Annotated in this window: 20 protein-coding genes and 1 pseudogene; 11 read left to right on the top strand and 10 right to left on the bottom strand. The window is 66.3% G+C overall.

Annotated elements, in window-relative coordinates:
* Positions 1–50: 50 nt before the first annotated feature.
* Positions 51–917 carry an alpha/beta fold hydrolase gene (locus ACFTOW_RS05190; RefSeq protein WP_379913763.1) on the top strand — a complete coding sequence of 289 codons (867 nt, stop codon included), beginning with the start codon at positions 51–53 and terminating at the stop codon, positions 915–917.
* A 3-nt stretch (positions 918–920) separates the two neighbouring features.
* On the opposite strand, the gene ACFTOW_RS05185 is transcribed toward ACFTOW_RS05190, so the two are convergent.
* The 4 genes from ACFTOW_RS05185 to ACFTOW_RS05170 form a co-directional block, all read right to left on the bottom strand.
* Positions 921–1,496, bottom strand: coding sequence for a sarcosine oxidase subunit gamma (locus tag ACFTOW_RS05185; RefSeq protein ID WP_379913761.1), 576 nt, complete (start codon positions 1,494–1,496; stop codon positions 921–923).
* On the bottom strand, positions 1,489–4,509 hold the full coding sequence (locus tag ACFTOW_RS05180; protein ID WP_379913759.1) for a sarcosine oxidase subunit alpha family protein: 3,021 nt from the start codon (positions 4,507–4,509) through the stop codon (positions 1,489–1,491). The genes ACFTOW_RS05185 and ACFTOW_RS05180 overlap by 8 nt, the downstream gene beginning before the upstream one ends.
* Before the next feature lie 88 nt (positions 4,510–4,597).
* Positions 4,598–4,927 (bottom strand): sarcosine oxidase subunit delta, encoded by a 330-nt coding sequence (locus ACFTOW_RS05175; RefSeq protein WP_379913757.1) that lies wholly within the window; start codon positions 4,925–4,927, stop codon positions 4,598–4,600.
* Between the two features lie 85 nt (positions 4,928–5,012).
* Positions 5,013–6,257: a sarcosine oxidase subunit beta family protein gene (locus tag ACFTOW_RS05170; RefSeq protein WP_379913755.1), complete on the bottom strand. Its 1,245-nt coding sequence runs from the start codon at positions 6,255–6,257 to the stop codon at positions 5,013–5,015.
* A gap of 236 nt (positions 6,258–6,493) precedes the next feature.
* Here ACFTOW_RS05170 and ccmI point away from each other — a divergent pair.
* From ccmI to ACFTOW_RS05155, 3 genes and pseudogenes are all read left to right on the top strand, one after another.
* Positions 6,494–7,711, top strand: a pseudogene (gene ccmI / locus ACFTOW_RS05165) (c-type cytochrome biogenesis protein CcmI); the annotation flags it as partial.
* Between the two features lie 296 nt (positions 7,712–8,007).
* Positions 8,008–8,484: a Holliday junction resolvase RuvX gene (gene ruvX, locus ACFTOW_RS05160; protein WP_379913751.1), complete on the top strand. Its 477-nt coding sequence runs from the start codon at positions 8,008–8,010 to the stop codon at positions 8,482–8,484.
* Positions 8,481–8,717 carry a DUF1289 domain-containing protein gene (locus ACFTOW_RS05155; protein ID WP_379913749.1) on the top strand — a complete coding sequence of 79 codons (237 nt, stop codon included), beginning with the start codon at positions 8,481–8,483 and terminating at the stop codon, positions 8,715–8,717. Before ruvX ends, ACFTOW_RS05155 begins: the two co-directional genes overlap by 4 nt.
* 19 nt (positions 8,718–8,736) lie before the next feature.
* Here the strand turns inward: ACFTOW_RS05155 and ACFTOW_RS05150 are convergent, their stop codons facing one another.
* Positions 8,737–9,555, bottom strand: a complete 819-nt coding sequence (locus tag ACFTOW_RS05150; RefSeq protein WP_379913747.1) for a sulfite exporter TauE/SafE family protein — start codon at positions 9,553–9,555, stop codon at positions 8,737–8,739.
* 108 nt (positions 9,556–9,663) lie between these two features.
* Here ACFTOW_RS05150 and ACFTOW_RS05145 point away from each other — a divergent pair, with 108 nt between their 5' ends.
* Positions 9,664–10,023, top strand: coding sequence for a hypothetical protein (locus ACFTOW_RS05145; RefSeq protein ID WP_379913745.1), 360 nt, complete (start codon positions 9,664–9,666; stop codon positions 10,021–10,023).
* Positions 10,024–10,043: 20 nt separating this feature from the next.
* Here ACFTOW_RS05145 and dusA read toward each other — a convergent pair whose 3' ends face one another.
* Both dusA and ACFTOW_RS05135 read right to left on the bottom strand, forming a co-directional pair.
* Positions 10,044–11,081 carry a tRNA dihydrouridine(20/20a) synthase DusA gene (gene dusA, locus ACFTOW_RS05140; protein ID WP_379913743.1) on the bottom strand — a complete coding sequence of 346 codons (1,038 nt, stop codon included), beginning with the start codon at positions 11,079–11,081 and terminating at the stop codon, positions 10,044–10,046.
* Between the two features lie 470 nt (positions 11,082–11,551).
* On the bottom strand, positions 11,552–12,262 hold the full coding sequence (locus tag ACFTOW_RS05135) for a nitroreductase family protein (RefSeq protein ID WP_379913741.1): 711 nt from the start codon (positions 12,260–12,262) through the stop codon (positions 11,552–11,554).
* Positions 12,263–12,544: 282 nt separating this feature from the next.
* Here ACFTOW_RS05135 and ACFTOW_RS05130 point away from each other — a divergent pair, with 282 nt between their 5' ends.
* The gene (locus ACFTOW_RS05130) at positions 12,545–13,651 is read left to right on the top strand and encodes an efflux RND transporter periplasmic adaptor subunit (RefSeq protein ID WP_379913739.1); all 1,107 of its coding nucleotides are present in this window, start codon (positions 12,545–12,547) and stop codon (positions 13,649–13,651) included.
* Complete coding sequence (locus tag ACFTOW_RS05125; RefSeq protein WP_379913736.1) at positions 13,648–16,719, top strand: efflux RND transporter permease subunit; 3,072 nt, start codon at positions 13,648–13,650, stop codon at positions 16,717–16,719. Before ACFTOW_RS05130 ends, ACFTOW_RS05125 begins: the two co-directional genes overlap by 4 nt.
* Before the next feature lie 273 nt (positions 16,720–16,992).
* Here ACFTOW_RS05125 and ACFTOW_RS05120 read toward each other — a convergent pair whose 3' ends face one another.
* Positions 16,993–18,108: an anhydro-N-acetylmuramic acid kinase gene (locus ACFTOW_RS05120; RefSeq protein ID WP_379913734.1), complete on the bottom strand. Its 1,116-nt coding sequence runs from the start codon at positions 18,106–18,108 to the stop codon at positions 16,993–16,995.
* A 63-nt stretch (positions 18,109–18,171) separates the two neighbouring features.
* Here ACFTOW_RS05120 and tyrS point away from each other — a divergent pair, with 63 nt between their 5' ends.
* Positions 18,172–19,428 carry a tyrosine--tRNA ligase gene (gene tyrS, locus ACFTOW_RS05115; protein ID WP_379913732.1) on the top strand — a complete coding sequence of 419 codons (1,257 nt, stop codon included), beginning with the start codon at positions 18,172–18,174 and terminating at the stop codon, positions 19,426–19,428.
* Between the two features lie 119 nt (positions 19,429–19,547).
* Here tyrS and aroB read toward each other — a convergent pair whose 3' ends face one another.
* Together aroB and ACFTOW_RS05105 are read right to left on the bottom strand one after the other, a co-directional pair.
* Positions 19,548–20,666 carry a 3-dehydroquinate synthase gene (aroB, locus tag ACFTOW_RS05110; RefSeq protein WP_379913730.1) on the bottom strand — a complete coding sequence of 373 codons (1,119 nt, stop codon included), beginning with the start codon at positions 20,664–20,666 and terminating at the stop codon, positions 19,548–19,550.
* Positions 20,663–21,208, bottom strand: coding sequence for a shikimate kinase (locus ACFTOW_RS05105; RefSeq protein WP_379913728.1), 546 nt, complete (start codon positions 21,206–21,208; stop codon positions 20,663–20,665). Before ACFTOW_RS05105 ends, aroB begins: the two co-directional genes overlap by 4 nt.
* A gap of 116 nt (positions 21,209–21,324) precedes the next feature.
* On the opposite strand from ACFTOW_RS05105, the gene ACFTOW_RS05100 reads away from it, so the two are divergent.
* The 3 genes from ACFTOW_RS05100 to ACFTOW_RS05090 are packed head-to-tail and all read left to right on the top strand — an operon-like array spanning position 21,325 to position 23,955.
* A complete protein-coding gene (locus tag ACFTOW_RS05100) occupies positions 21,325–21,474 on the top strand; it encodes a hypothetical protein (RefSeq protein ID WP_379913726.1) in 150 nt (49 codons plus the stop codon).
* Complete coding sequence (locus ACFTOW_RS05095) at positions 21,464–23,020, top strand: hypothetical protein (protein ID WP_379913724.1); 1,557 nt, start codon at positions 21,464–21,466, stop codon at positions 23,018–23,020. The genes ACFTOW_RS05100 and ACFTOW_RS05095 overlap by 11 nt, the downstream gene beginning before the upstream one ends.
* On the top strand, positions 23,017–23,955 hold the full coding sequence (locus tag ACFTOW_RS05090; protein WP_379913722.1) for a tyrosine recombinase: 939 nt from the start codon (positions 23,017–23,019) through the stop codon (positions 23,953–23,955). Before ACFTOW_RS05095 ends, ACFTOW_RS05090 begins: the two co-directional genes overlap by 4 nt.
* Positions 23,956–24,138 lie beyond the last annotated feature (183 nt).

Genomic DNA, 24,138 nt, shown 5'->3' with positions numbered 1-24,138 from the left:
CCCTGCCCCAACGCGGCTAAGCTGCGGCGCACAGGGAAGAGGAGCCACCGATGTTCGACACATTCACCGCCGATACCGCCCATGTGAACGGCACCGATATCGCCTATGTCACCGGCGGCGATGGCCCGCCGGTGCTGCTGCTGCACGGGTTTCCGCAGACCCATGCCATGTGGGCCCATGTGGCGCCTGCGCTGGCACAGACCTGCACCGTGGTCTGCGCCGATCTGCGCGGCTATGGCGCCTCGGGCAAGCCGGTGGGCACCGAGCATTACAGCTTTCGCGAGATGGGCCGCGACATGGCGGCGCTGATGGCGCATCTGGGGCATGACCGTTTCGATCTGGTGGGCCATGACCGGGGCGCGCGCACGGCGCATCGCATGGCGTTGGATCATGCAGATGCCATATCATCTGTGACGCTGATGGACATCATCCCGACGCAGATGCTGCTGGACGAACTGACAACAAAGGTGGCGCGCGCCTATTATCACTGGTTCTTTCTGGCCCAGCCCGCGCCGCTGCCCGAAACCCTGATCGGGCATGATCCGGATCAGTATTTCCAGTCCTGTCTGGGTGGTTGGGGCGATTCCGGGCTGGCCGGGTTCGACCATGTGCAGCTTGACGCCTATCGCGCGGCGTGGCGCGACCCCGACACCATTCGCGGCATGTGCAGCGATTATCGCGCGGCGATCGATCACGATCTGGCGCTGGACCGGGCCGATCTGCACCGGCAGGTGACATGCCCGGCGCTGGTGCTGTATGGTGCCGACGGGCCGATGGCGCGGGCCTATGACGTGCCCGGCACATGGGCGGGGCGGTTGGCCGACATGCGCGCACAGGCGATCCCGGGCGGGCATTTCATGGTAGACACCAACCCGGACGAAACCCTTGCCGCGTTGCAGGGGTTCCTGGCCCGCTGAGCCTCAGCCGAAATGATCCACCGAACTGCCGGGGCTGGCGGCCACCGACAACAGGTCGAACACGTATCGCGCGACCGAACGGAAACAGACCACCCGCGCCTGCCCCGCCTGCGGCATCCATATCGCTCCGGGCACTTGCGCCAGACGGGTGCGGCGCATCTCGCCCGGGCCAAAGCGGTCGGGGTGCAGGTCGACCGGGGCCAGCTTGGCCAGCACCTCGCGCAGCCGGGCGTCCTCGCCCGACAGCACGAACAGCGCTCGCGCGTCTGACACGTTCTCGACCAGGTGATGCGTGCCTGCCAGCGCGCTGCGCAACCGCGCCACGCCGTCCTGCGCCTGCCCATAGGGCAGCATCACCAGCCATTCATCGGGCGACATCCACGCCACGGCGGTCTCACCCGCCGCGACGATCCCGCGCTGTGGCGGCATATCCACCGCCGCCACATCGCGCAAAGCCACGGCCAGTTGCGGGTTATCCGCCTGCGTCCGCAGGGTGATCATGCCCTCCACCCCGGCCTCGTGCACCTGCACCAACCCGTCGAACGTAGCACCTGCCAGCGCGCTGACCGCCTCAGACATTCTGCTTCTCCCCGTCCTTGTCAAAGAACACCGGCTTCACGATCCGGGCCCTGGTGGTCTTGCCATCGGTGCCGGGAAACTCCAGCAGGTCGCCCAAGCGGTCCGGCCCGTTCAGGACCAGCCCCATGGCGATGCCGCGCCCCAGCGTGGGCGAGTGATAGGTGGACGTCACGCGCCCTTGGGTATTGCGCTGGCCATTGGCATTGCGGCCCTCGGCCACGGCATAGGCCCCATCGGGCAGCACGCTGCCGTCCACGGTTTCCAGCCCCACCAGCTGCCAGCGCGCGGGGTCGGTCATGTGCCGACGTTCCTGCGCGCGCTTGCCGATGTAGTCGGTCTTTTTCTTCGAGATCGCCCAGCCAAGGCCCAGGTCCTGCGGGATCACCGTGCCATCGGTTTCGTCCCCGATCATGATGAACCCCTTTTCGGCGCGCATCACATGCAGCGCCTCGGTGCCATAGGGCATGACATCGTGCGCGGCCCCGGCTGCCAGCAGCTTGTCCCACAGCGCGCGGGCTTGGCCCGCATCGACGGCGATCTCATACGACAGCTCGCCCGAGAACGAGATGCGATGGACGCGGGCCGGGATACCCGCCAATACGCCATCCGCCCAGCCCATGAAGGGCAGCGCCTCGCGCGACACGTCCATGCCACCCAGCGCCTCAAGCACCGTGCGCGCCTTGGGGCCTACCACGGCGATCTGGCCATATTGCTCGGTCACGTTGGCGACATAGACCTGCCAGTCCCACCACTCGGTCTGTAGCCATTCCTCCATATGGGCATGGATGCGCTCGGCCCCGCCGGTCGTGGTGTGGCACAGCCATGTGTCGTCGTCGATGCGGGCGACGACGCCGTCATCCATCAGAAAACCGTTTTCCGAACACATCAGCCCGTAACGGCATTTGCCGACCGGCAGCGTGCTCATCATGTTGGTGTATAGCATGTCGAGGAACCGCCCCGCATCGGGGCCCTTAACCACAAGCTTGCCAAGGGTCGAGGCATCCAGCAGCCCCAGCGCGCCGCGCGTCTGGCTGATCTCGCGCGCGACGGCTTGTGCATGGGTTTCGCCACGGCGCGGATAGCAATAGGGCCTGCGCCAATGGCCCACCGGTTCGAAATACGCGCCCTGCGCCTCGTGCCAGTCCTGCAGGGGCGTGCGGCGGATGGGCTGGAACACCGCGCCGCGCGCCTCGCCCGCGATGGCCCCCATGCTGATCGGCGTATAGGGTGGGCGAAAGGTGGTGGTGCCGGTCTGCGGGATCGGTTGACCCAAGGCATCAGACAGGATCGCCAGACCGTTGATATTGCTCAGCTTGCCCTGATCCGTGGCCATGCCCAGCGTGGTATAGCGCTTGGCGTGCTCGACCGATTCAAAGCCCTCTTGCGCGGCCAGTTGCACGTCGGACACTTTTACATCGTTCTGGAAGTCCAGCCAGGTTTTTGAACGCAGGTCATAGCCCGCGCCCTGCGGCATCAGCCAGACGGGCGTCATCGGGGCCTCGTCGGTGGTCTGCGCCTGCGGTGCGCCCTTGGCCTGTTTCGGCTTGAGGCCCAGGGCCGTCGCCGCAGCCAACCCGGCCTGCGTGGCGTCGTCCAGTGCATCGCCCAGACCCAGATGCCCATTGGCGCTGCCTGCGGCGATCACCACGGCCTCGCCCGCCGCCCCGGTGGGGACTGCGTCGGGGTTGGGGCGGAACATGGCGTGACCGGCATCCCACAGCAGCTTGCCGCCGCAATGCGACCACAGGTGCACCACCGGCGACCAGCCACCCGACATCGCCACCGCGTCGCAGGCGATGTCCTGCACCGCAGCACCCTGTCCGGCCTGCGGGCATATGCTGACGCCCTCGACACGCTTGCCGCCGGTGACCTTGGCGATGGCGCGGCCTTGTTCGATGCGGATGCCCATCTCGCGGGCCTGTGCGGCCAGTGCGCCGCCCGGCTGCGGGCGCGCGTCGATGATGGCGGGCACCTCCAGCCCCAGTTCTCGCAGGGTGATGGCGGTGCGATAGGCATCGTCGTTGTTGGTGACGATCACGGTCCGGTCGCCGATCGAGACGCCATAGTTCACGGCATAGTCGCGCACGGCGCTGGCCAGCATCACGCCGGGAATGTCGTTGCCCGCGAAAGACAGCGGTCGTTCGATGGCGCCAGTGGCGGTGATCACCTGACGGCAGCGCAGCCGCCACAGCCGGTGACGCGGGCCGGGGGTGCCGGGGGCGTGGTCGCTGACCCGTTCATAGGCCAGCACATAGCCGTGGTCATAAACCCCAGCTCCCATGGTGCGCAGGCGCATCCGCACGTTGGGCATGGCGGCCAGTTCGGCCACGGCGGCGTCGATGAACACCTCGGGCGGTTGGCCGTCGATCGTGCCACCATCGACCGGCGCGCGCCCGCCCCAATGGGCGGTCTGTTCGATCAGCAGGACCTGCGCGCCCGCGCGACCTGCGGTCAGCGCGGACTGAAGGCCCGCAACACCGCCGCCGATCACCAGCAGGTCGGTGAAGGCGTGAAAATGCTCATACGTGTCCTGATCGCGCGCGGCGGCATCCGGCGCGCGGCCAAGGCCCGCCGACTGGCGGATGAAGGGTTCATAGACATGCTTCCAGAAGGCGCGCGGATACATGAACATCTTGTAGTAGAACCCGGCGGGCAGAAAGCGCGACAGATGCGCGTTGATGGCGCCCACGTCGAATTCCAGGCTGGGCCAGTGGTTCTGGCTGGTCGCGCTGAGCCCTGCGAAAAGCTCGGTCGTGGTGGCGCGCTGGTTGGGCTCCAGCTGGTTGCCCCGGCCAAGGTTGACCAGCGCGTTGGGTTCCTCGGCGCCCGAGGCGACGATCCCGCGCGGGCGGTGGTATTTGAAGCTGCGCCCGACGAGCATCCGGTCGTTGGCCAGCAGGGCCGAGGCCAGCGTATCGCCCGCATGCCCGGTCAGGCGCTGGCCATTGAAGCTGAACCGCAGTTGCGTGGCGCGATCCAGCAGGCGGCCGCCCTTGGCTAGTCTCGTGCTCATGATCTTGAGCCTTTCGTGCGTGGCTGGCCCCGGGGCGCTGCCCCGGACCCCGGGATATTTTCAGAGAGAGGAAGACAGCAGGCGCGCATCACGACAGCCCCCGCCAGGACCAGCCGGGGCGTTTCGCGCTGATGGCGTCGCGGATGGGTTGCGGCGGCTCGGCGGTCTGGGCGGTGTAGGTGCCGAACACTTCAAGCGTCTGCGTGCAACGCGCAGCATGGAACCACTTGCCGCAGCCATTGGCGTGGCGCCAACGTTCGAAATGCACCCCGCGTGGGTTTTCGCGCAGGAACAGGTATTGCTCGAAATCGTCATCGGTGCTGCCGGGGCCATGGCGCGTCAGATGCGCCTCGCCGCCGGGGTGGAGTTCGGTTTCATCGGCATTGAGGCCGCAACAGGGGCATTGGAGGGTTAGCATGAACGGAACCTCTTTAGGTCAATGCCAAGAGTTTTTGAAAACTCTTGGCAAAATTCTTCCGAGAATTTTGCAATAGGCATGCCCATCAATGCGCCACCCCCGCCGCCACGCTTTCATCGATGAATTTCCCCTCGCGGAAGCGGTACATGGAGAACTCGTCGGTCAGAGGTGACTGACCCTTGGCGATCAGCTCGGCCATGCCCCAGCCGCTGCCGGGGATGGCCTTGAACCCGCCGGTGCCCCAGCCGCAGTTGATGAACACGCCCTCGACCGGGGTCTTGCTGAGGATGGGCGAGCGGTCGCCGGTCATGTCCACGATGCCGCCCCATTGGCGCAGCATTTTCAGGCGGCTGATCATCGGAAAGGTCTCGATCAGGGCGCGCACGGTTTCCTCGATATGATGGAAGCTGCCGCGCTGGGTGTAGTTGTTGTAGCCGTCCGCGCCGCCGCCGATCACCATCTCGCCCTTGTCGGACTGCGACATGTAGCCATGCACTGTGTTGGCCATCACCACGACATCCATGCATGGCTTGATCGGCTCAGAGACCAGCGCCTGAAGGGCTACGGATTCGATGGGCAGGCGGAACCCCGCCATCTCGGCCAGAACGCCCGAGTGCCCGGCCACCACGATGCCCAGCTTGTCGCAATCGATGGCGCCCTTGGTGGTGTCCACGCCCACTACGCGGCCCCCGTCGCGGCGCACGGCGGTGACCTCGCATTGCTGGATCACGTCCATGCCCATGTCGGAACACGCGCGGGCATAGCCCCAGGCCACCGCATCATGACGCGCGGTGCCGCCGCGGGCCTGCCACAGCGCGCCCAGAACAGGATAGCGCGGGCCGTCAAGGTTTATGATCGGCACGCGCTTTTTCACCTCGGCGGGCGTGATGAACCGCGTGTCCACCCCTTGCAGGGCATTGGCATGGGCGGTGCGCAGGTAGCCGCGCACCTCGTGCTCGGTCTGGGCCAGCATCATCACGCCACGGGGGCTGAACATGATGTTGTAGTTCAGGTCCTGGCTCAGATCCTCGTACAGGCTGCGGGATTTCTCGTAGATCGCGGCGGACGGATCCTGAAGGTAGTTCGAGCGGATGATCGTGGTGTTGCGCCCGGTGTTGCCGCCGCCCAGCCAGCCCTTTTCAAGGATCGCCACATTGGTTATGCCGAAATTGCGCCCGAGATAATAGGCGGTGGCCAGACCGTGCCCGCCTGCCCCCACGATGATCACGTCATACCGCTTTTTCGGAGCCGGGTTGGCCCATGCCCGCTGCCAGCCGGTGTGATGGCGCATCGCCTCGCGCGCGACGGCAAAGACCGAGTATCGTGTCATTCGGGGGCGCTCCATCGGTGCGTCAGGTGGTTGCGGCAGGCCGGTGCGACGGACGAATCCGTCGCGCCCCGGCTGCCTTGCTATCTGGACCTTTACCGCCATCCCGCGCCGTTTCGAAACGTCACAATGTCGCGCGGTTGCGACATGGCCCGTCGCGCGGGCGCACCTGCGTCAGATTACCCCTTTTGTGTCAGGCCCCGGATGGTTAAATCAGCGTCAATCTTATGGGAGGCAACATGACATTCTGGATCATCATCTGCGCGATGGCGCTGGCCGTGGCGGCCCTGCTGGCACTGGCCGTTCTGCGCGGGCGGCGCGATGCCGAGCATCCTGCCGCCTATGATCTGCAGGTCTATCGCGACCAGTTGAAGGAGGTCGACCGCGACATGGCGCGCGGCGTGATCGGTGCCGATGATGCCGAGCGGATCCGCTCGGAAGTGTCACGTCGCATTCTGGCCGCCGATGCGCAGTTGAACGATGTTGCCGCCTCGGGCGATCAGCCGACTGGCGTGTCGCGCGCCGTGGCCGCGGGCACGGGCGTGCTGCTGGTGGCAGGCGCCTTGGGGCTGTATTGGCAGATGGGCGCGCCGGGCTATGGCGATCTGGGGCTTCAGATGCGCATCGCGCAGTCCAGCGAGATCCGCGAAAACCGCCCCTCGCAGGAAGAGGCCGAGGCGCGTGTCGCCCTGCCCGACCTGCCGCAGACGCCGCCCGATGAATACCTTGAACTGGTCAAACGCCTGCGGGAGGCCGTGGCGGCGCGCCCTGCCGACCTGCAGGGACGGATGCTGCTCGCCCGGAACGAAGCGGCCCTGGGCAATTTCCGCGCCGCCTATGAGGCGCAGGCAGGTGTTCTGTCAATCCGCGGCGTCGAGGCTGCGGGTCAGGATTTCGCCGATTACGCCGACATGATGATCCTGGCCGCCGGCGGCTATGTCAGCCCCGAAGCCGAAGACGCCCTGCGCGCGGCGCTGGCGCGCGATCCCTCGAACGGCACGGCGCGCTATTACATGGGTCTGCTGGCCGCACAGGTGGACCGTCCCGATCAGGCCTTCCGCGTATGGGATGCGCTGCTGAGCGAAGGGCCGTCGGATGCGCCCTGGATCGCGCCGATCCTCAGCCAGATCGACGAAATCGCCGCCCGCGCCGGTGTGAACTATACCGCACCCACCCTGTCGGCGATTCCCGGCCCCAGCGCGCAGGACATCGACGACGCCGCCGACATGACCCCCGAAGAGCGTCAGCAGATGATCGGCGGCATGGTCGACCGGCTGATGAGCCGCCTGGCCAGTCAGGGCGGGTCGGCGCAGGAATGGGCGCAGCTGATCAACGCCTTGGGGCAGTTGGGCGACACCACCCGCGCCCGCGCCATCTGGGCCGAGGCGCAGCAGGTCTTTGCATCGGAACCCGACATGCTGGCCACCGTGCGCGAGGCGGCAGAGGCGGCGGGCCTGACCGGCGACGCGCCCGCCCTGCCCGGCCCCAGCGCCGCAGAGATGGAGAGCGCCGCGCAGATGTCGCCCGAGGATCGTCAGCAGATGATCCGCGGCATGGTCACCGGGTTGTCCGAGCGGCTGAATGCCGAGGGCGGCAGCGCGCAGGAATGGGCGCGGCTGATCTCCTCCTACGCCGCGCTTGGCGACACCGAAGGCGCGCAGATCGCCTATGAGGCCGCCCGCGCAGCTTTTGCCGAGGATAGCGAAGCATTGCAGACCGTCACGGATGCCGCGCGCACCGCGGGCGTGCCGGAATGATCCACGAAGAGATCACCGATTTCGCCACCGTCCTGCCGCCGATGCGCGGGCTGGCGGGGCTGGATCTGGGCGATCGCACCATCGGCGTGGCCGTCTCCGACACCGTGCTGTCGGTGGCGACCCCGCTGGAAACCATCCGGCGCAAGAAATTCGGGCTCGACGCCGCCCGCCTGCTGGAGATCTGCACCGCGCGCAACATCGGCGGGCTGGTCCTTGGCCTGCCGCGCAACATGGACGGCAGCGAAGGCCCACGCTGCCAGTCCACCCGCGCCTTTGCGCGCAACCTGTCGCGGCTGACCGACCTGCCGATCGGGTTCTGGGACGAACGGCTGTCCACCGTCGCCGCCGAACGCGCCCTGCTCGAGGCGGATACGACACGAAAACGTCGCGCCGAGGTGATCGACCACGTCGCCGCGTCCTATATCCTGCAAGGAACGCTGGACCGTCTGGCACATCTGAGGGCGACGCAATGACCGACCAGATATGGAAACGCGACGAGATCGAAAGCCCTTGCATCAAGGTCTGCGTCATCCACCCCGAGACGCGCCTGTGCACCGGCTGCCTGCGCTCGATCGACGAGATCACGCTCTGGGGAAGGATGACCCCGGCCGAGCGGCGCGACATCATGGCCGCCCTGCCCGACCGCGCGCCGCTGCTGCAAAAGCGGCGCGGCGGTCGTGCGGGCCGCCTGAATCGTCAGGACTGACCTGCAAGGGCGGCGCGGTTCACCACCCCACGGCCTTGCGCAGCATGTTCAGCGCCACCAGTGTCAGGAAAACGGCAAAGATCCGGCGCAGCCGGGCCGCATCGGTAGCATGGGCCAGACGCACGCCTAGCGGCGCGGTCATCAGTGTCATCGCGATCACCAGCAGGAATGACGGTCCGTTCACAGCCCCCAGAGTCAGCGGCGGCGCATCCTGCACGTCAAGGAACAGGAACCCGATCACCGAAGGCACGGCGATGATCACGCCAAAGCCTGCGGCGGTCGCCACGGCCCTGTGAATGGGGGTGCCATAGAGGCTAATCAACGGCACGCCAAAGCTGCCGCCGCCGATCCCCATCAGCACCGACAAAAAGCCCACCATGGGCGACACGATCGCCCGGGTGATGCCCTTGGGCATCGCCTCGCCCAGCCGCCAATGCGACCGGCCCAGTCCCAGATAGGCCCCGATCACCAGGCCCAGCCCGCCAAAGATCCCCTGCAGCACGACCGAACGCAGGTTGGCCGCCACCAGAACGCCGATGATCGACCCGATGGCAATGCCAAGCCCCCAGCCGCGCAGGATGGTCCAGTCGACCGCGCCCTTCTTGTTATGGCTCAGGACCGATCGTAGCGAGGTGACGATGATCGTCGCCAGCGAGGTCGCAAGACAAACCTGCATCAGTTGTGGCCCGTCATAGCCCAGCGTCTGGAAGGCATAAAAGAACGCCGGCACCAGCACGATGCCACCGCCGACCCCCAACAGGCCCGCCAGCACGCCCGCAAGCCCGCCGATCACGATCAGCAAAATCACCATCTGAATCAAAAGCATCGTGTCGGGCATGGTTCCCCCCAATTTGTCCGCCCGCACCGCTTACACGCTGCCACGCGCGGATGCCAGCGGCTGTGCACCTGCCCGCTTAAAGCCCCATTCTTTCTCGACCTGACGGCGGTGGATTTCACACAGGCCGGTATCCTGTTGATCCATCTGGGGAATACCGCGCTGCCCGACCTGCACCACGATCACGCCGCGCGCACTGAAGGCGAGCGGCTGGACCCCGGTTGCGCCGCCGCGCTTGCCGGGGTGCTGCGCATGGCGCCCGGCACCGCCATCGAGCACCCGGATGTCGATCTGCTGGAACAGCGCGGGGCCCTGCATGCCCGCAGCACGCAGGAAAGGCCCCGCCGCACTGCCGCCGCCGCGCGGTTCCTGATTACCCACAAAAATGCAATCGTCACCACCGCTCTGGCCTGGTGGCAAACGTCATGCCTGCGCCGACCATTTCCTGATCCGCGCGCAGCAGAGCCTTGATGACCTGCGGCGCGACTGCCCTATTCCGCCGCGCGCAGGGATTCGGCTGTCACCGCGGCCAGCGCCTCGTCCATCACCTCAAGCCCGGCGCCTTTGACCACGGATTTCTCGGACAGGATCCGCCGCCACTGCCGCGCGCCGGGCTGGCCGTGAAACAGGCCCAGCATGTGCCGCGTCACCTGGTTCAGCCGCCCGCCATCGGCCAGATGGGCCGCGATATAGGGATACATGGCACGGGCGACATCCTCGCGCCGCCCTGCCGGGGGCTGCTGACCGAACACGACCCGGTCGGCATCGCCAAGGATATCCCACGGCCGGTGATAGGCCGCGCGCCCGATCATCACCCCGTCCACCCCGCCGTCCAGCAGGTCGGCCGCCGCCGCGATGCTCTCGACCCCGCCGTTGATGGAAATTTGCAGATGCGGAAACAACTGCTTCATGCGAAAGACCAGATCGTAATCCAGCGGGGGAATGTCGCGGTTTTCCTTGGGTGACAGGCCTTGGAGCCAGGCCTTGCGGGCGTGGATGGTGACCCGTTCGCACCCCGCCGCCACGATCTGGGCCAGAAACTCGGGCAGCACCTCCTCGGGGTTCTGATCATCGACCCCGACGCGGCATTTCACGGTGACGGGGACGTCAACAGCGTCCTGCATCGCGCGCACACAACGGGCCACGAGTGCGGGATGTTTCATCAAAACCGCACCAAACGTGCCCGACTGCACCCGGTCGCTGGGGCAGCCGCAGTTGAGGTTGATCTCGTCATACCCCACCGCCGCCCCGATCCGCGCAGCCTGCGCCAACTCGCCCGGGTCCGAGCCACCAAGTTGCAGCGCGACGGGATGCTCCTCGTTTGCGAACGCCACAAGATGCAGCGCGTTGCCCCGCACCAGCGCCGGTGCGGTCACCATCTCGGTATACAACAGGGCCTGCCCGCTGATGCGCCGATGGAAGTACCGGCAGTGACGGTCGGTCCAGTCCATCATGGGTGCCACGGATAGGCGGGCCGCCCGCTGGACGTCCGATTTCCCTTGTTTTGTTGGCGTTCCTCGATCGGACATCGTTTCCGTTTTCCTTGATTAGGGGGCTGTTTGCCCCGTTTTCAGGGGGTGGTGCAACACAATGTTGCACCGAACCCGATTTGTTGCACCGCAAACGACGCGTTTTTCGAGGCTTTTCTCACCCATGGGAAAGGCCACGACTTCACGCGTCCGCACGATCGCCACCCGACCTCACGCTCGAGATATCGAACCCTGATCACGGATCCGCCCGGATGCCGGATGCCGGATCGATCTCCTGAACATCGGAAAACAAACCGGAAAGGAAAGCTCGATGGGAACAATCATGGAACGGCCCGACCGGAAGGGCGCGCCGTGCTTCAGGGCATGGATCCGCACGAAGCAGAACGGCCGCATCCGCCGTCAACCTCCTACGTGATGCGCTTCATGCTCGGCCACCATGCCGGTCGGCCTGATCTCGAGCGGCCGCGCCGTGGACCGGTCGCGGTTTGATACGCAGATCCGCAAGACCCTCATGCCGGTTCTTCGGACGAACGCATAACCGTCAGGATCTCGCTTTGAGGTTTCTTTCGCTTGGCAACGGCCGGCACGGTTGCGTCAGAAGCCGGATAGCCGACCGGGAGAATCATGACCGCCTTTTCGTGGGCCGGTCTGCGACACAGCTCGGGCAGGAATTTCATCGGGTTCGGCGTGTGCTCCAGACAGACAAGCCCGGCATGATGCAGCGCCGCGATCAGAAAGCTGGTGGCGATGCCGACGCTTTCGGGAACATAGTAGTTCTTGTAGCGAATGCCGTCCTGGGTCACTCCATAACGCTGCGCGAATACGACGATCAGCCAAGGCGCGTCGGTCAGGTGCGGCTTGCTGGCCCCTGTGCCGATCGGCTCGAGAGCAGACAGCCATTCGTCACCGCCGCCCCCGGCATAGAAATCCTTCTCCTCTTCCTCGGCAGCGGCGCGGATCCGGGCCTTCATCTCCGGATCCGAGATGGCGACAAAATGCCAAGGTTGATGGTTCGCGCCCGAGGGTGCCGTGGCTGCCGCTTCAATGCACTCGGTGATCACAGCCTCCGGAACGGGGCGTGTGTCGTAATGGCGCACCGAGTGGCGCTTTCGCATGTAGCCACGAAACGCTTCGGCGGCCTTGATGGCATCGGCCTCCGCCATCTGGACCTTGTCCGGCAGAGGCAGTGGTTCATAGCTGACTTCACCCTTGCGATACATTCATCGACCTCTCTCGCCACGCCCGCCCTTTCCGTGTCGGCGGGTTCTCATGCGAGAGTAAATCACCCACGCCCACTGCCCGCAAGATCACGGCTCGACCGTCCAGGGCATGGGTCTTCGGCTTCGTCTGCCGCACCGTCACGCTGGGTCCTGTGCCTGTCTGGGCAGATATCCACACTGTCGTTTTTTTCGTCTTTGCCGCCGGGATCTGGCTGATCGGCCCCGATCCGCGCACATACCTGCGCAAAGTTGATAAACTGGCTGATGACCTACGTGACCGGTATGTCTGACACAAACCCCGTGATCCGCACCGGCAAAATCTTCATCGGCTTTTGCCTTGTTCTGGCCTGCGTCGCCGCAGGCGCATTCGGCACGCAACTGCTGCTGTCCGACCCGGACGGCGAAGGCGATGGCGATGCGCGAAACCGGCAGGCGATCAGGGTCGATGTCACCACCCCGCAGATGCGCGACATTGACGAACAGGTCACCGGCATCGGCTCGTTGCGCCCCGTCCGCCGCGTAGATATCGTGCCCAATGCGGCGGGCCGGATCGCCGAACTGCCGGTCTCGTCCCTGCAAGAGGTCGCAGAGGGCGATCTTCTGATCCAGCTCGACGACCGCACCGAACGCGCCCACCTCGCCGACGCCCAAGCCACGTTCGACGAGGCCGAGCAGGAACTGCAAAGGGTCACGCAACTGGCCGAGAGCAATGCCGCCGCCCAAGCCCAACTCGAAGAGGCCCGCGCCACCCTGCGCCGCGCCGAAGCCGCTGTCATGACGGCTGCCACTGCCACGGACGACCGCGCGATCACAGCGCCCTTCGCAGGCACACTCGGCGTGATCGAGGCCGAGGTGGGCGGACTTCTCGAAGCAGGCGCACCCGTCACCCGCCTTTCGGATCTGACCGCGGTCGAGGTGATCGTTGCGCTGCCCGAACAATATTACGACCGCGTCGCCCCGGGACAAAGCCTCGAGCTCACCACCCCTGCCTATCCCGACGAGGTTTTCGCCGGCGAGGTCACCCTGCGCGGCACCGAGATCGACCTGGGCACGCGCAGCTTTGAAATCCGCGCACAGATCGACAACCCCGACCAGCAGCTGATCGGCGGCATGTTCGCCAGCACCCGCCTGGTCCTTGACACCTACCAGGCCCTCGCCATCCCCGACGACGCCATCATCAGCGAGGGCCTGTCCACCTATGTCTACACGGTGGTCGACGACACCGCCGAACGCAACAGTATCCAAACCGGCCAGTCGCTTGGCGATCTGACCGAGATCACCGACGGGCTCTCGCCCGATGATAGGATCGTCATCGCAGGGTGGGACCAGCTCAGCGATGGTGCGCCGGTCGAGGTGGCCAAGGAGATTTCGGCGGAGGATGCTCAATGACCCTTCCCGACCTCTGCATGCGCCGCCCGGTTCTGGCGACGGTCATGTCGATCCTGATCGTCATCCTCGGCATCACGGGCCTGACGTCGATGCCCGTGCGCGAACTGCCCGACACGACCACCGCGCAGGTCACCGTCAGCGTGGACTATATCGGTGCAGGGCCGGGGGTGGTCGATAACGAACTCGCGTCCGTGGTCGACGGCGCGATCTCGACCGTCGCCGGCATCGACCGCTTTTCGACGGAATCCGAACTTGGCGGCCTGCGCACCGTCATCACCTTCCAGCAGGGTGCTGATGTGGATCAGGCGGCCTCGGATGTGCGCGCTGCCGTGCAGGCCGTGTCCCAAGACCTGCCGCAAGAGGCGGAAGAGCCGCGGATCGAAAAGAACGACAGTCAGGGCGATCCCATAATCTGGATGACCATGACCTCGCAGAACCTCTCGGCGCAGGAACTGACCGACTATGCCGACAGGTTCATCACCGACCGGCTCGAAACGCTGGCCGGTGTCGCTGCCGTGCAGATATATGGCGACCGTCCCTATGCGATGCGCGTCTGGCTTGACCCCGAGGCGATGGCCGCGCGCGATGTGACCGCCACCGAAATCGCCGATGCCCTGCGCGCCAACAACCTCGAATTGCCCGCCGGCCAGTTCGAGAACACCGCCCGCAACTATCTTTTGCGCACCGATACCCGCCTGACCAGCGCCGCAGAATTCGAAGGTCTCGTCGTGCGCAGCACGCAGACGGGACACGTGACCTTGGGCGATGTGGCGCGGATCGAGATCGGGACCGAAACCGATGACAGCCAGTTTCGCGCCAATGCCGAAACGGCAATCGGTCTGGGCGTTCTGCGCCAATCGGCCTCCAACACGCTGACCATTTCGGACGCCGTGAACGACGAGGTGACCGACATCCAGTCCGATCTGCCCGATGACACGACCTTGCAGATCACCTCGGATGATGCCGATTTCATCGAGGATTCGATCCGGCAGGTGGCGACCACACTGGCCATTTCGGTCGCTATCGTCGTGGCCGTCATCTTTGTTTTTCTGACCTCGATCCTGGCGACCATCGTGCCAGCGGTCACGATCCCCATCGCGCTTCTGGGGGCCTGTGCCGCGATTGCCGTGGCCGGGTTCTCGGTCAACATCCTGACGCTGTTCGCCCTGATCCTTGCCATCGGGCTGGTGGTCGATGATGCGATCGTCGTGCTCGAAAACATCGAACGCCGCATCGAAAACGGTGAACACCCCGCCGAGGCCGCCCGCGCAGGTGCCAATCAGGTCTTTTTCGCCGTGGTCTCGACCTCGGCCGTGCTGATCGCGGTCTTTGTGCCGCTCTCTTTTCTCGAAGGCGAGATTGGCCAGCTTTTCCAGGAATTCGGCATCACCCTTGCCTGCGCGGTCGCGCTCTCCACCTTCGTGGCACTGTCACTATGTCCGGTGATCGCGGGTCGTGTCCTCAAGCCCGGGATGAATACCAGCCGTTTCGCCCGCATGGTCAAAGCCGCCACCGACAAGCTTGCCAACGGTTACCGCCGCCTGCTGACCGGCGCGATCCGTGTGCCGGTCATCACCCTTGCCATCAGCGCGGGTCTGACCGGCATGTCATGGACGCTTTACCAACAGCTTCCGGCACAGCTCACACCGGACGAGGATCGCGGCATCTTCTTCGTCTCCGTGCAGGCGCCCGCAGGATCGGCGCTGGACCTCACCGACACTGCCGTCCAGCAGGTCGAAGATCTGATCCAGCCCTATCGCGACGATGGCATCGTCGATAACGTCATCGCCATTGTCGGCCAATACGGCGAAAGCGGGCGCGCCTTTCTCGTGGCCACCATGGCCCCTTGGGATGCGCGCGAGATGGGCCCCCGCGACGTGCTTTCGGAACTGCGCCCGCAATTCGCGCAGATCACGCGCGCCGATATCCGCGCCTTCGCACCGTCCGGCCTTGATGCCGGCGGCGATTCGGGGCTCGAAATCATCGTGACCGCCCCCGGCTTCGATCAGGTGGCCGAATATTCCAGGCAATTGGCCGATGCCCTGCGCGACAGTTCCGATGTGGTCGATGTGCGCCGCGCCTACGAGGTGAACACGCCGGGCTATGATATCAACGTGAACAGATCGCTTGCCCGCGAGATCGGCGTATCTGCCCGCGACATATCCGATGCGATCCGCACCTTTTTCGCCTCGGCCGAAGTGACCGAATTCATCTCGCAGGACCGCCAGTATCCGGTGATCCTGCAAGCGCCCGATGAACGCCGCGCAGCCGCACAGGATCTGCGTGGCATCAATGTGCGCGCCGAGAGTGGCGCGTTGGTGCCGCTCGACGGGCTGGTCACGCTGGAACGGCGCGCCTCGGTCGCGGCCTTCAACAGGTTCAACCGCCAGCCCGCGGTCGACCTATCGGCCTCGTTGGCCGATGGCGTCGATCTGGGCTCTGCGATTGCAACAGTGGAACGGATCGCCGCAGATCTGCCCGCGCAAATGCAGATCTCCTATTCAGGTCAGGCCAAGAGCTTTCAGGAAACCTCGGGCGGGATCGCGCTGACCTTTGCCCTCGCGCTGCTGGTGGTCTTTCTGGTCCTCGCCGCGCAATTCGAGAGCTTTGTGCAACCGGTCGTTATCCTGCTGTCTGTGCCGCTTGCGGTTGCTGGGGCCTTGCTGACCCTTTTCGCTCTGGGCGAAGCGGTGAATATCTACACGCAGGTCGGCATGGTCATGCTGATCGGCCTGATGGCCAAGAACGGCATTCTGATCGTGGAATTTGCCAATCAGCTGCGGGACGACGGCCAGCCCGTCCGCGAGGCCGTGATCGAGGCCGCGACCGTGCGCCTGCGCCCCATCATGATGACGGTCCTTTCGACCGTCCTCGGGGCCGTGCCCCTGGTCCTGTCAAGCGGAGCAGGTGCCGCAAGTCGCACCGCAATCGGCATCGTCATCATAGGCGGCTTCTTTCTGGCCTCGGTCCTGACGTTGTTCCTGACGCCGGTGCTCTACGATCTGCTGCAACGCGACCGCAAGACACAGCACGAAGGATCACCCGCGCTGCGCCGACAGGAAAGCTGACGCGCTCTGCCACACAGGCCCCCGTGGTGCGGGTCTGTATCAGCGGCCACAGGTCCGTGAAGCCTTCAGAACAGGTTGGCAGGACTTTGCAAGCCGCTGAAAATAAACAGGATTGTCTTGCAGCAAGATGGGACGCGGGCCTTTGCCGGCTGTCTCGGGCGCTTCTCCCCCGGCGGCAAAAACCGGCGCACCGCCCCGGAGCAGACCATGCTCCAGCACGCTTGGGGCAAGCGGATCGGCCCCCCTGACCGGGGCTGACCGACTGGCCCGGGATCACGCCCGCCGACTGCCGGGCAACGTGCCGCTGATCTCGCCGCCGCCCACAGCGGCGCGCACGCCGGTGGTGCCGGGACAGGATGTGGGCAGGCCGCGCGCCACGCGCACCGCCAGATAGGCAAAGGCCTGCGCCTCCAGCATGTCGCCGTCCAGCCCCACCGCCTCGACCGGGGCGACATCGCAATCCAGCCCTGCCGCCAGCATGTCAATCATCACCGGGTTGTGCCGTCCGCCCCCCGTCACCAGCAGCTTTGCCGGTGGGCTGGGGCAGAACTGCATCCCCTGCATCACCGCCGTGGCCGCCATCGCCGTCATCGTCGCGGCCGCATCGGCATCGTTCAGCTCGCGCACAAGGTCCAGCATCAGGCCGAAATCGTCGCGGTCCAGCGATTTAGGCGGGATCTTCAGGAAATATCCCTCGTCCAGGAATAGCTCCAGCGCGCCCTCCACCACCTGCCCCGTCGCGGCCAGCGCACCGCCGGTGTCATAGGCCTGCCCGCGCCTTTGCATCATCAGGTCGTTGATCGGCGCATTGGCGGGCCCCGTGTCAAACGCCAGCAGCGCGCCCGGCGCTTCCGGCGCGGGGGCTGCGGGGTCGATCCATGTCAGGTTGCCCACCCCGCCAAGGTTGAGGAACGCCAAGGGCGCGTCGGCCCCGATCCAGCGCGCGCAGGCAAAGTGGAAGAACGGCGCCAGCGGCGCGCCCTGCCCGCCCAGCCGCACATCAGAACTGCGGAAATCCCAGACCACCGGCAGGCCCAGCCGGTCGGCCAGCCAGGCACCGCTTCCTGCCTGATGGGTGCCGCGCCCGGCGGGGTCATGCGCCAGCGTCTGGCCGTGAAACCCCACAAGGTCCACGTCCTGAAACCGCTCCAGCACCTGCGCATGCGCCTCCTGCACCAGCGCCGCCGCCGCGTCCACACCCGGCTCGCCGGGCCAGCGGCCAAGGCCCGCGCGCAGCACGGCCTGTTCCTCGGCGCTGTAGGGCCGGTAATCGCTGGGGCCAAAGCCCGCGATGGTCACGCCGTCGGTCTCGACCACAGCCGCGTCCACCCCGTCCAGCGACGTGCCCGACATCGCCCCCAGTGCCCGTATCACCTGCCCCTGCAACATGGCCTTTTCCTTTGCCCATTCGGTCCCTATACATGCCGCGCAACCGCACAAGGGACAAGACGGATGACCTATCACCCCAAATCGGACTTCATGCACGTGATGATGACACGCGGCTTTCTGGCCGACTGCACCGATTATCAGGGCCTGGACGAGGCGCTGAGCAAGGGGGTGGTCACCACCTATATCGGCTATGATGCGACGGCGAAATCGCTGCATGTCGGCCACCTGCTGAACATCATGATGCTGCGCTGGCTGCAAAAGACCGGGCACAAGCCGATCACCCTGATGGGTGGCGGCACGACCAAGGTGGGCGATCCCAGCTTTCGCGCGGACGAACGCCCGCTGCTGACGCCCGACCAGATCGACGACAACATCGCGGGCATGAAGCAGGTGTTCGCGAAATACCTGACCTATGGCGACGGGCCGACCGATGCGCTGATGCTGAACAATGCCGAATGGCTGGACGATCTGAACTACCTCGATTTCCTGCGCGACATCGGGCGGCATTTCAGCGTCAACCGGATGCTGTCGTTTGAATCGGTGAAGTCGCGGCTGGACCGCGAGCAATCGCTGTCCTTCCTCGAATTCAACTACATGATCCTGCAAGCCTATGATTTTCTTGAGCTCAACCGACGCTACGGCTGTGTTCTGCAGATGGGTGGCAGCGACCAGTGGGGCAATATCGTCAACGGCATCGACCTGACCCGCCGGGTGCTGGATCACGAGATCTATGGCCTGACCTCGCCCCTGCTGACCACCAGCGACGGCAAGAAGATGGGCAAATCCGCCGGCGGCGCGATCTGGCTGAACGCCGACATGCTGAGCCCCTACGAGTTCTGGCAGTTCTGGCGCAACACCACCGATGCCGACGTGGGCCGGTTCCTCAAGCTCTATACCGAGATCGACCTGGACGAATGCGAGCGCCTGGGCGCGCTGGACGGGTCCGAGATCAACGCCGCCAAGGTGGTGCTGGCCAATGCCGTCACCACCCTTTGCCACGGGGCCGAGGCTGCCGCCGCAGCCGAGGCCACCGCGCGTCAGGTGTTCGAACACGGCGGCGTGGGCGATGACCTGCCCACGCTGGCGCTGAGCGCGGACGAACTGGGCGAGGGCATGTCCATCGTGCAACTGATCGTGCGGTCAGGGCTGGCGAAATCGGGCAAGGACGCCAAGCGGCTGATTGCCGAGAACGGCGCGCGGATCGACGATGCTCCGCTGGACGATGCCGGGCTGATGATCGACGCCGCCCGGCTGGCGCGCCCGATCAAGCTGTCGGCGGGCAAGAAGCGTCATGCGCTGATCAAGCTGGCGGACGCGTAAGGTTTCGGACAGGCTTGCGCCTGTCCGACCGGCTGGGGGGCGTTGCCCCCCAGACCCCCCAGGATACTTTCAGAGAGAGGAAGAACAGGGGGAAACGCAGAGGGTGTCGCCGCGACTTGTCAGCCTCTCTGGGCCAGCGCGCCCTGCAACAGGGTTCCGACAGCCTCGGGCGGGACATCGGAGGTCACGAAAGCGTCGCCGATGCCGCGCGCAAGTATGAAGCGCAGCTTGCCGTCCACCACCTTCTTGTCCTGCCCCATCAGCGCCACCAGCGCATCCGCATCCGGCAGATCGCCCGCGATATCCGACAGGTCGGTCTTCATCCCCATGGCACGCAGATGGGCGCGCACGCGGCTGGGATCTTCCTGGCTGCACAGGCCCAGCCGGGCCGAGAGGTCGAACGCCAGCGCGCAGCCGATCGCCACGCCCTCGCCATGCAGCAGGCGGTCGGAATAGCCGGTGGCCGATTCCAGCGCATGACAGAAGGTATGGCCGAGGTTCAGCAGCGCGCGGTCGCCCTGCTCGGTCTCGTCGCGCTCGACGATGCGGGCCTTCATCTCGACCGAGCGCCGGACCGCATGGATGCGCGCGGCCATGTCGCCATCGGCTGCGGCCGGGCCTTGGGCTTCAAGCCAGGCAAAGAATGTCGCATCGCCCAGCAGGCCGTATTTGACCACCTCGCCGTAGCCCGCCAGAAAATCGCGACGCGCCAGCGTGCCCAGAACCGACACATCCGCCAGCACAAGGGCGGGCTGGTGAAATGCCCCGATCAGGTTCTTGCCCTGCGGTGCGTTGATGCCGGTCTTGCCGCCGACCGAGCTGTCGACCTGCGCCAGCAGGGAGGTGGGGATCTGAACGAAACGCACGCCGCGCCGCAGGATCGCGGCGGCAAACCCCACCAGATCGCCGATCACCCCGCCCCCCAGCGCCACCACCACATCGCGGCGCTCGACCTTCTGCTCCAGCAGCCACTCGGTGCAGCGTTGCAGATGCGGCCAGCTCTTGGTGGCCTCGCCCGGCGGCAGCGACAGCGCCACCATCTCGATGCCTGATGCGGCAAGCCCCGCACGCAAGGCGTCGAGATGCAGCGCCCCCACGGTGTCATCGGTCACCACGGCCACGCGCGGACGGTGCAGCAGGGGCGCAATCAGCGCGCCTGCCCGGACCAGCAGTCCGGGGCCGATATGCACATCATAGGCGCGCCCCGGCAGGGCCACATGCACGGTCTCGATGCTCATTTCGCCTCCAACACGTCGGGGCGGGTCAGCAGCACATCGACCACCCGGCCCACCGTATCCTCGATCGAATATCCCGGCTGCACATCGACCCGCAGATCGGCCAGCGCATAGACCGGCACGCGGTCGCGGTAGAGCCCCGCCAGCGTGGCGCGCGGATCAGCGGTGCGCAGCAGCGGGCGGCTTTCCTTGTGGCGCACGCGCTGCCACAGCAGATCCAGCCCCGCATCCAGCCAGACCGCCACGCCCTTGTCGGCGATCACCTTCCGGTTGCTCTCGGCCATGAAGGCCCCGCCGCCGGTCGACAGGATGCCCCGTTGCGCCGTCAGCAGACGCTCGATCACCTGCGCCTCTTTCAGGCGAAAGAACGCCTCGCCGTCGCGAGCGAAAATCTCGGGGATGGTACGGTTGGCCGCCGTCTCGATCTCGGCATCCGAATCCAGGAACGGCACGCCCAGTCGCTGCGCCAGCGCGCGGCCCACGGCGGTCTTGCCGGCCCCCATCATGCCCACCATCACCACGGTTTTCTTAAGACGCCAGCCCATCAATCCCCTTGTCGGCGTGTCGGTGCCGTTTTTTCATATTGTCGCCTGAATGACGTGATCTTTGGCGAAATGCCAGTTATAACTTGCAAAAACAAAGACACAGGCGGGCGGGCACGATGGGACGACTACTGAAGCTTTTACTGTATCTGGTCCTGCTGGGGGGGCTGGCCTTGATTGCCTATGCCTATATCGGGCCGTTCCTGGGGGCCGATTTCTCGCCCCCGCAGGACGAGATACGCCAGCCGGTGATCCTGAATGCGGAATAGTCTGGCATTGCTTCTGTGTCTGTGTCTGTGTCTGTGGCCGCTGGCCGCGCCGGCGCAGGACGCGCCGCTGTCGGCGATCGACTGGCTGAGCACCCCCACCGCCCTGCCCGTCACGCGCGCCGTGCCGGTGCCGCCGGTGGCCCCGCTGAACGAATCGCCGGTGGCCGAAACCGCCACCATTCCCGTCGTGAACGTCACCCCGCTGGATCAGGTGCGCGTCGATGCGGTGGGGCTGCTGCCCTCATCCGTCACCGGCCTGCCGCGCAGCCTGTGGCAGGCCAGCCGCGCCGCCGACCTGCGCGATCTGCTGGCCGCGCGCCATGTCGACAATCTGCCCGCGATGCAGTCGCTGCTCTATACCCTGCTGCTGGCCGAGGCCGACGCGCCGACAGATGCCGGGCCGCAGGCGATTTTCCTGCAGGCGCGGATCGACGCGCTGATGGGGCTGGGCGCGGTGGAACCCGCGCAGGCCCTGCTGGAGCGCGCGGGCGCAACCACGCCGCCGCTGTTTCAACGCTGGTTCGATGCCACCCTGCTGACCGGCGACGAGGATCACGCCTGCCGCACCTTGCGCGCGCGTCCGCATCTCAGCCCGTCCTATGCCGCGCGGATCTTCTGCACCGCGCGCGGCGGCGACTGGACGGCGGCGGCGCTGACGCTCGACACCGCCCGCGCGCTGGGGTTCATCACCGATCTCGAGGACGAGATGCTGGCGCGCTTTCTCGACCCCGAACTCTATGAGGGCGAGCCGCCGCCCCTGCCCCCGGTCCGGCCCAGCCCGCTGCTGTTTCGCATCTACGAGGCCGTGGGCGAGCCGCTGCCCACCAACACCCTGCCCCGCGCCTTTGCCATGGCCGACCTGCGCGACACCGTCGGCTGGAAGGCCGAGCTGACCGCCGCCGAACGGCTGGCCCGCACCGGCGCGCTGTCGGTGAACCGCCTGCTGGGGATCTACTCCAAACGCCTGCCCGCCGCCTCGGGTGGCATCTGGGACCGGGTCGCCGCCCTGCAACGCTTCGACACCGCCATGCGCTCGGGCGATCCGGGGGCCGTGACGCAGGCGCTGCCCGGCGCCTGGCGGGCCATGCGCGCCGCGCGTCTGGAAATCCCCTTTGCCGACCTCTACGGCGCGGACCTGATGCGCCTGCCCCTGACCGACGAGGCCGCAACGCTGGCCTATGACGTGGCCCTGCTCGGCCCCGCCTACGAGGAAGCCGCCAAGACCAAGGGCCCCGACATCCCCGCCCGCAGCTTTGCCAGCAGCATCGCGCGCGGCAGCCCCGACACCCCCGGCCGCGACACCACCCAGACCGCCATCGCCCGCGGCTTCGGCACCACGCCGCCGCCCGACGACATCACCGCCCTGCTGCAAGAGGCCCGCCTGGGCGAGGCGATCCTGACCGCCATCGCGCTCTATGAACTCGGCCAGACCGGCGACACCGGCGCGCTGGCCGAGGCGCTGGCCGCCTTCCGCGCCGTCGGGCTCGAGGATACCGCCCGCCGCGCCGCCCTGCAGACCCTGATCCTGGGCAACCGCGCAAGATGAGCACCGCCATGCATGGCCACAACTGGATCTCGGCCTTTCTCGAAGCCGCCGCAGCCGAACAGGGCGCCGCCACCAACACCCGGCTGGCCTATGGCCGCGACCTGCGCGATTTCCACGACTGGCTGACCGCCAACGCCCATGGCTTCGACAGCGCCACCCGCGCCGATGTCGAATCCTACCTGCTGCATTGCGACGCGCAGGGGCTGGCCAAATCCACCCGCGCACGGCGGCTTTCGGCCATCCGGCAACTCTACCGCTTTGCGTTTGAGGAAGGCTGGCGCACGGACAACCCCGCCATCCAGATCAGCGGCCCGGGCCGCGACAAGCGCCTGCCCAAGACCCTGACCGAAGTCGAGGTCGACCGCCTGCTCACCGCCGCCCGCACCACCGGGCGCGATGGCAATGACCGGCTGCGCAACACCTGCCTGATGGAACTGCTCTATGCCACCGGGATGCGCGTGACCGAACTGGTCTCGCTGCCGGTATCGGCCGCACGCGGCGATCCGCGCATGCTGCTGGTCGCGGGCAAGGGCGGCAAGGAGCGCATGGTGCCGCTTTCGCCCCCCGCCCGCACCGCACTGGCCGAGTGGCTGACGGTGCGCGATGCCGCGCAAGAGGACGCCCGCACGCGCGGGGCCGCCTCCTCGCGTCACCTCTTCCCGTCCCGCGGGGCGTCGGGCCACCTGACCCGGCACAGGTTCTACATGCTGATCAAGGAACTGGCCGTGGCGGCCGACGTCAGCCCCGACAAGGTGACGCCCCACACCCTGCGCCACGCCTTCGCCACGCATCTGCTGGCCAACGGCGCCGACCTGCGCGCCATCCAGACCCTGCTGGGCCATGCGGATGTCGCGACGACCGAGATCTACACCCACGTCCTCGACGCCCGCCTGCGCGAACTGGTGCTGGAGCACCACCCGCTGGCGAAGGGGTGATGCTGGGAAGCAGGTCTGATGTAGCCAATTGCAGATCGATTCACTGCTTTTTGGACCACAGCCTTCCCGCTAAGCTGCTCATGGCAGATCGCACACCTGAAGCTGTAGCGCGACAAACTTGATGAGAAGAGCGCGTCAATCAGGATGAGAATCCTTGGTCGCGACGCTTGAGAAGATGCCGCC

Origin of the sequence: Lacimonas salitolerans (assembly GCF_042677865.1) — a bacterium.
In the GTDB taxonomy this organism is placed as follows: Bacteria; Pseudomonadota; Alphaproteobacteria; order Rhodobacterales; family Rhodobacteraceae; genus Lutimaribacter; species Lutimaribacter salitolerans.
The sequence above is the reverse complement of the archived record's forward strand: the minus strand, read 5'-3'. Positions and strand labels throughout refer to the sequence as shown.

Excerpts from the sequence above, each read along its gene's own strand:
- ACFTOW_RS05150 (WP_379913747.1), bottom strand. The coding sequence starts at position 9,555 with ATGCCCGACACGATGCTTTTGATTCAGATGGTGATTTTGCTGATCGTG.
- ACFTOW_RS05105 (WP_379913728.1), bottom strand. The coding sequence starts at position 21,208 with ATGGGCTGGCGTCTTAAGAAAACCGTGGTGATGGTGGGCATGATGGGG.
- ACFTOW_RS05090 (WP_379913722.1), top strand. The coding sequence starts at position 23,017 with ATGAGCACCGCCATGCATGGCCACAACTGGATCTCGGCCTTTCTCGAA.
- ACFTOW_RS05175 (WP_379913757.1), bottom strand. The coding sequence starts at position 4,927 with ATGCTAACCCTCCAATGCCCCTGTTGCGGCCTCAATGCCGATGAAACC.
- ACFTOW_RS05130 (WP_379913739.1), top strand. The coding sequence starts at position 12,545 with ATGTCTGACACAAACCCCGTGATCCGCACCGGCAAAATCTTCATCGGC.
- ruvX (WP_379913751.1), top strand. The coding sequence starts at position 8,008 with ATGATCCACGAAGAGATCACCGATTTCGCCACCGTCCTGCCGCCGATG.
- ACFTOW_RS05135 (WP_379913741.1), bottom strand. The coding sequence starts at position 12,262 with ATGTATCGCAAGGGTGAAGTCAGCTATGAACCACTGCCTCTGCCGGAC.
- ACFTOW_RS05100 (WP_379913726.1), top strand. The coding sequence starts at position 21,325 with ATGGGACGACTACTGAAGCTTTTACTGTATCTGGTCCTGCTGGGGGGG.
- tyrS (WP_379913732.1), top strand. The coding sequence starts at position 18,172 with ATGACCTATCACCCCAAATCGGACTTCATGCACGTGATGATGACACGC.
- ACFTOW_RS05185 (WP_379913761.1), bottom strand. The coding sequence starts at position 1,496 with ATGTCTGAGGCGGTCAGCGCGCTGGCAGGTGCTACGTTCGACGGGTTG.
- ACFTOW_RS05170 (WP_379913755.1), bottom strand. The coding sequence starts at position 6,257 with ATGACACGATACTCGGTCTTTGCCGTCGCGCGCGAGGCGATGCGCCAT.
- aroB (WP_379913730.1), bottom strand. The coding sequence starts at position 20,666 with ATGAGCATCGAGACCGTGCATGTGGCCCTGCCGGGGCGCGCCTATGAT.
- ACFTOW_RS05125 (WP_379913736.1), top strand. The coding sequence starts at position 13,648 with ATGACCCTTCCCGACCTCTGCATGCGCCGCCCGGTTCTGGCGACGGTC.
- ACFTOW_RS05095 (WP_379913724.1), top strand. The coding sequence starts at position 21,464 with ATGCGGAATAGTCTGGCATTGCTTCTGTGTCTGTGTCTGTGTCTGTGG.
- ACFTOW_RS05155 (WP_379913749.1), top strand. The coding sequence starts at position 8,481 with ATGACCGACCAGATATGGAAACGCGACGAGATCGAAAGCCCTTGCATC.
- ACFTOW_RS05190 (WP_379913763.1), top strand. The coding sequence starts at position 51 with ATGTTCGACACATTCACCGCCGATACCGCCCATGTGAACGGCACCGAT.
- ACFTOW_RS05180 (WP_379913759.1), bottom strand. The coding sequence starts at position 4,509 with ATGAGCACGAGACTAGCCAAGGGCGGCCGCCTGCTGGATCGCGCCACG.
- dusA (WP_379913743.1), bottom strand. The coding sequence starts at position 11,081 with ATGTCCGATCGAGGAACGCCAACAAAACAAGGGAAATCGGACGTCCAG.
- ACFTOW_RS05120 (WP_379913734.1), bottom strand. The coding sequence starts at position 18,108 with ATGTTGCAGGGGCAGGTGATACGGGCACTGGGGGCGATGTCGGGCACG.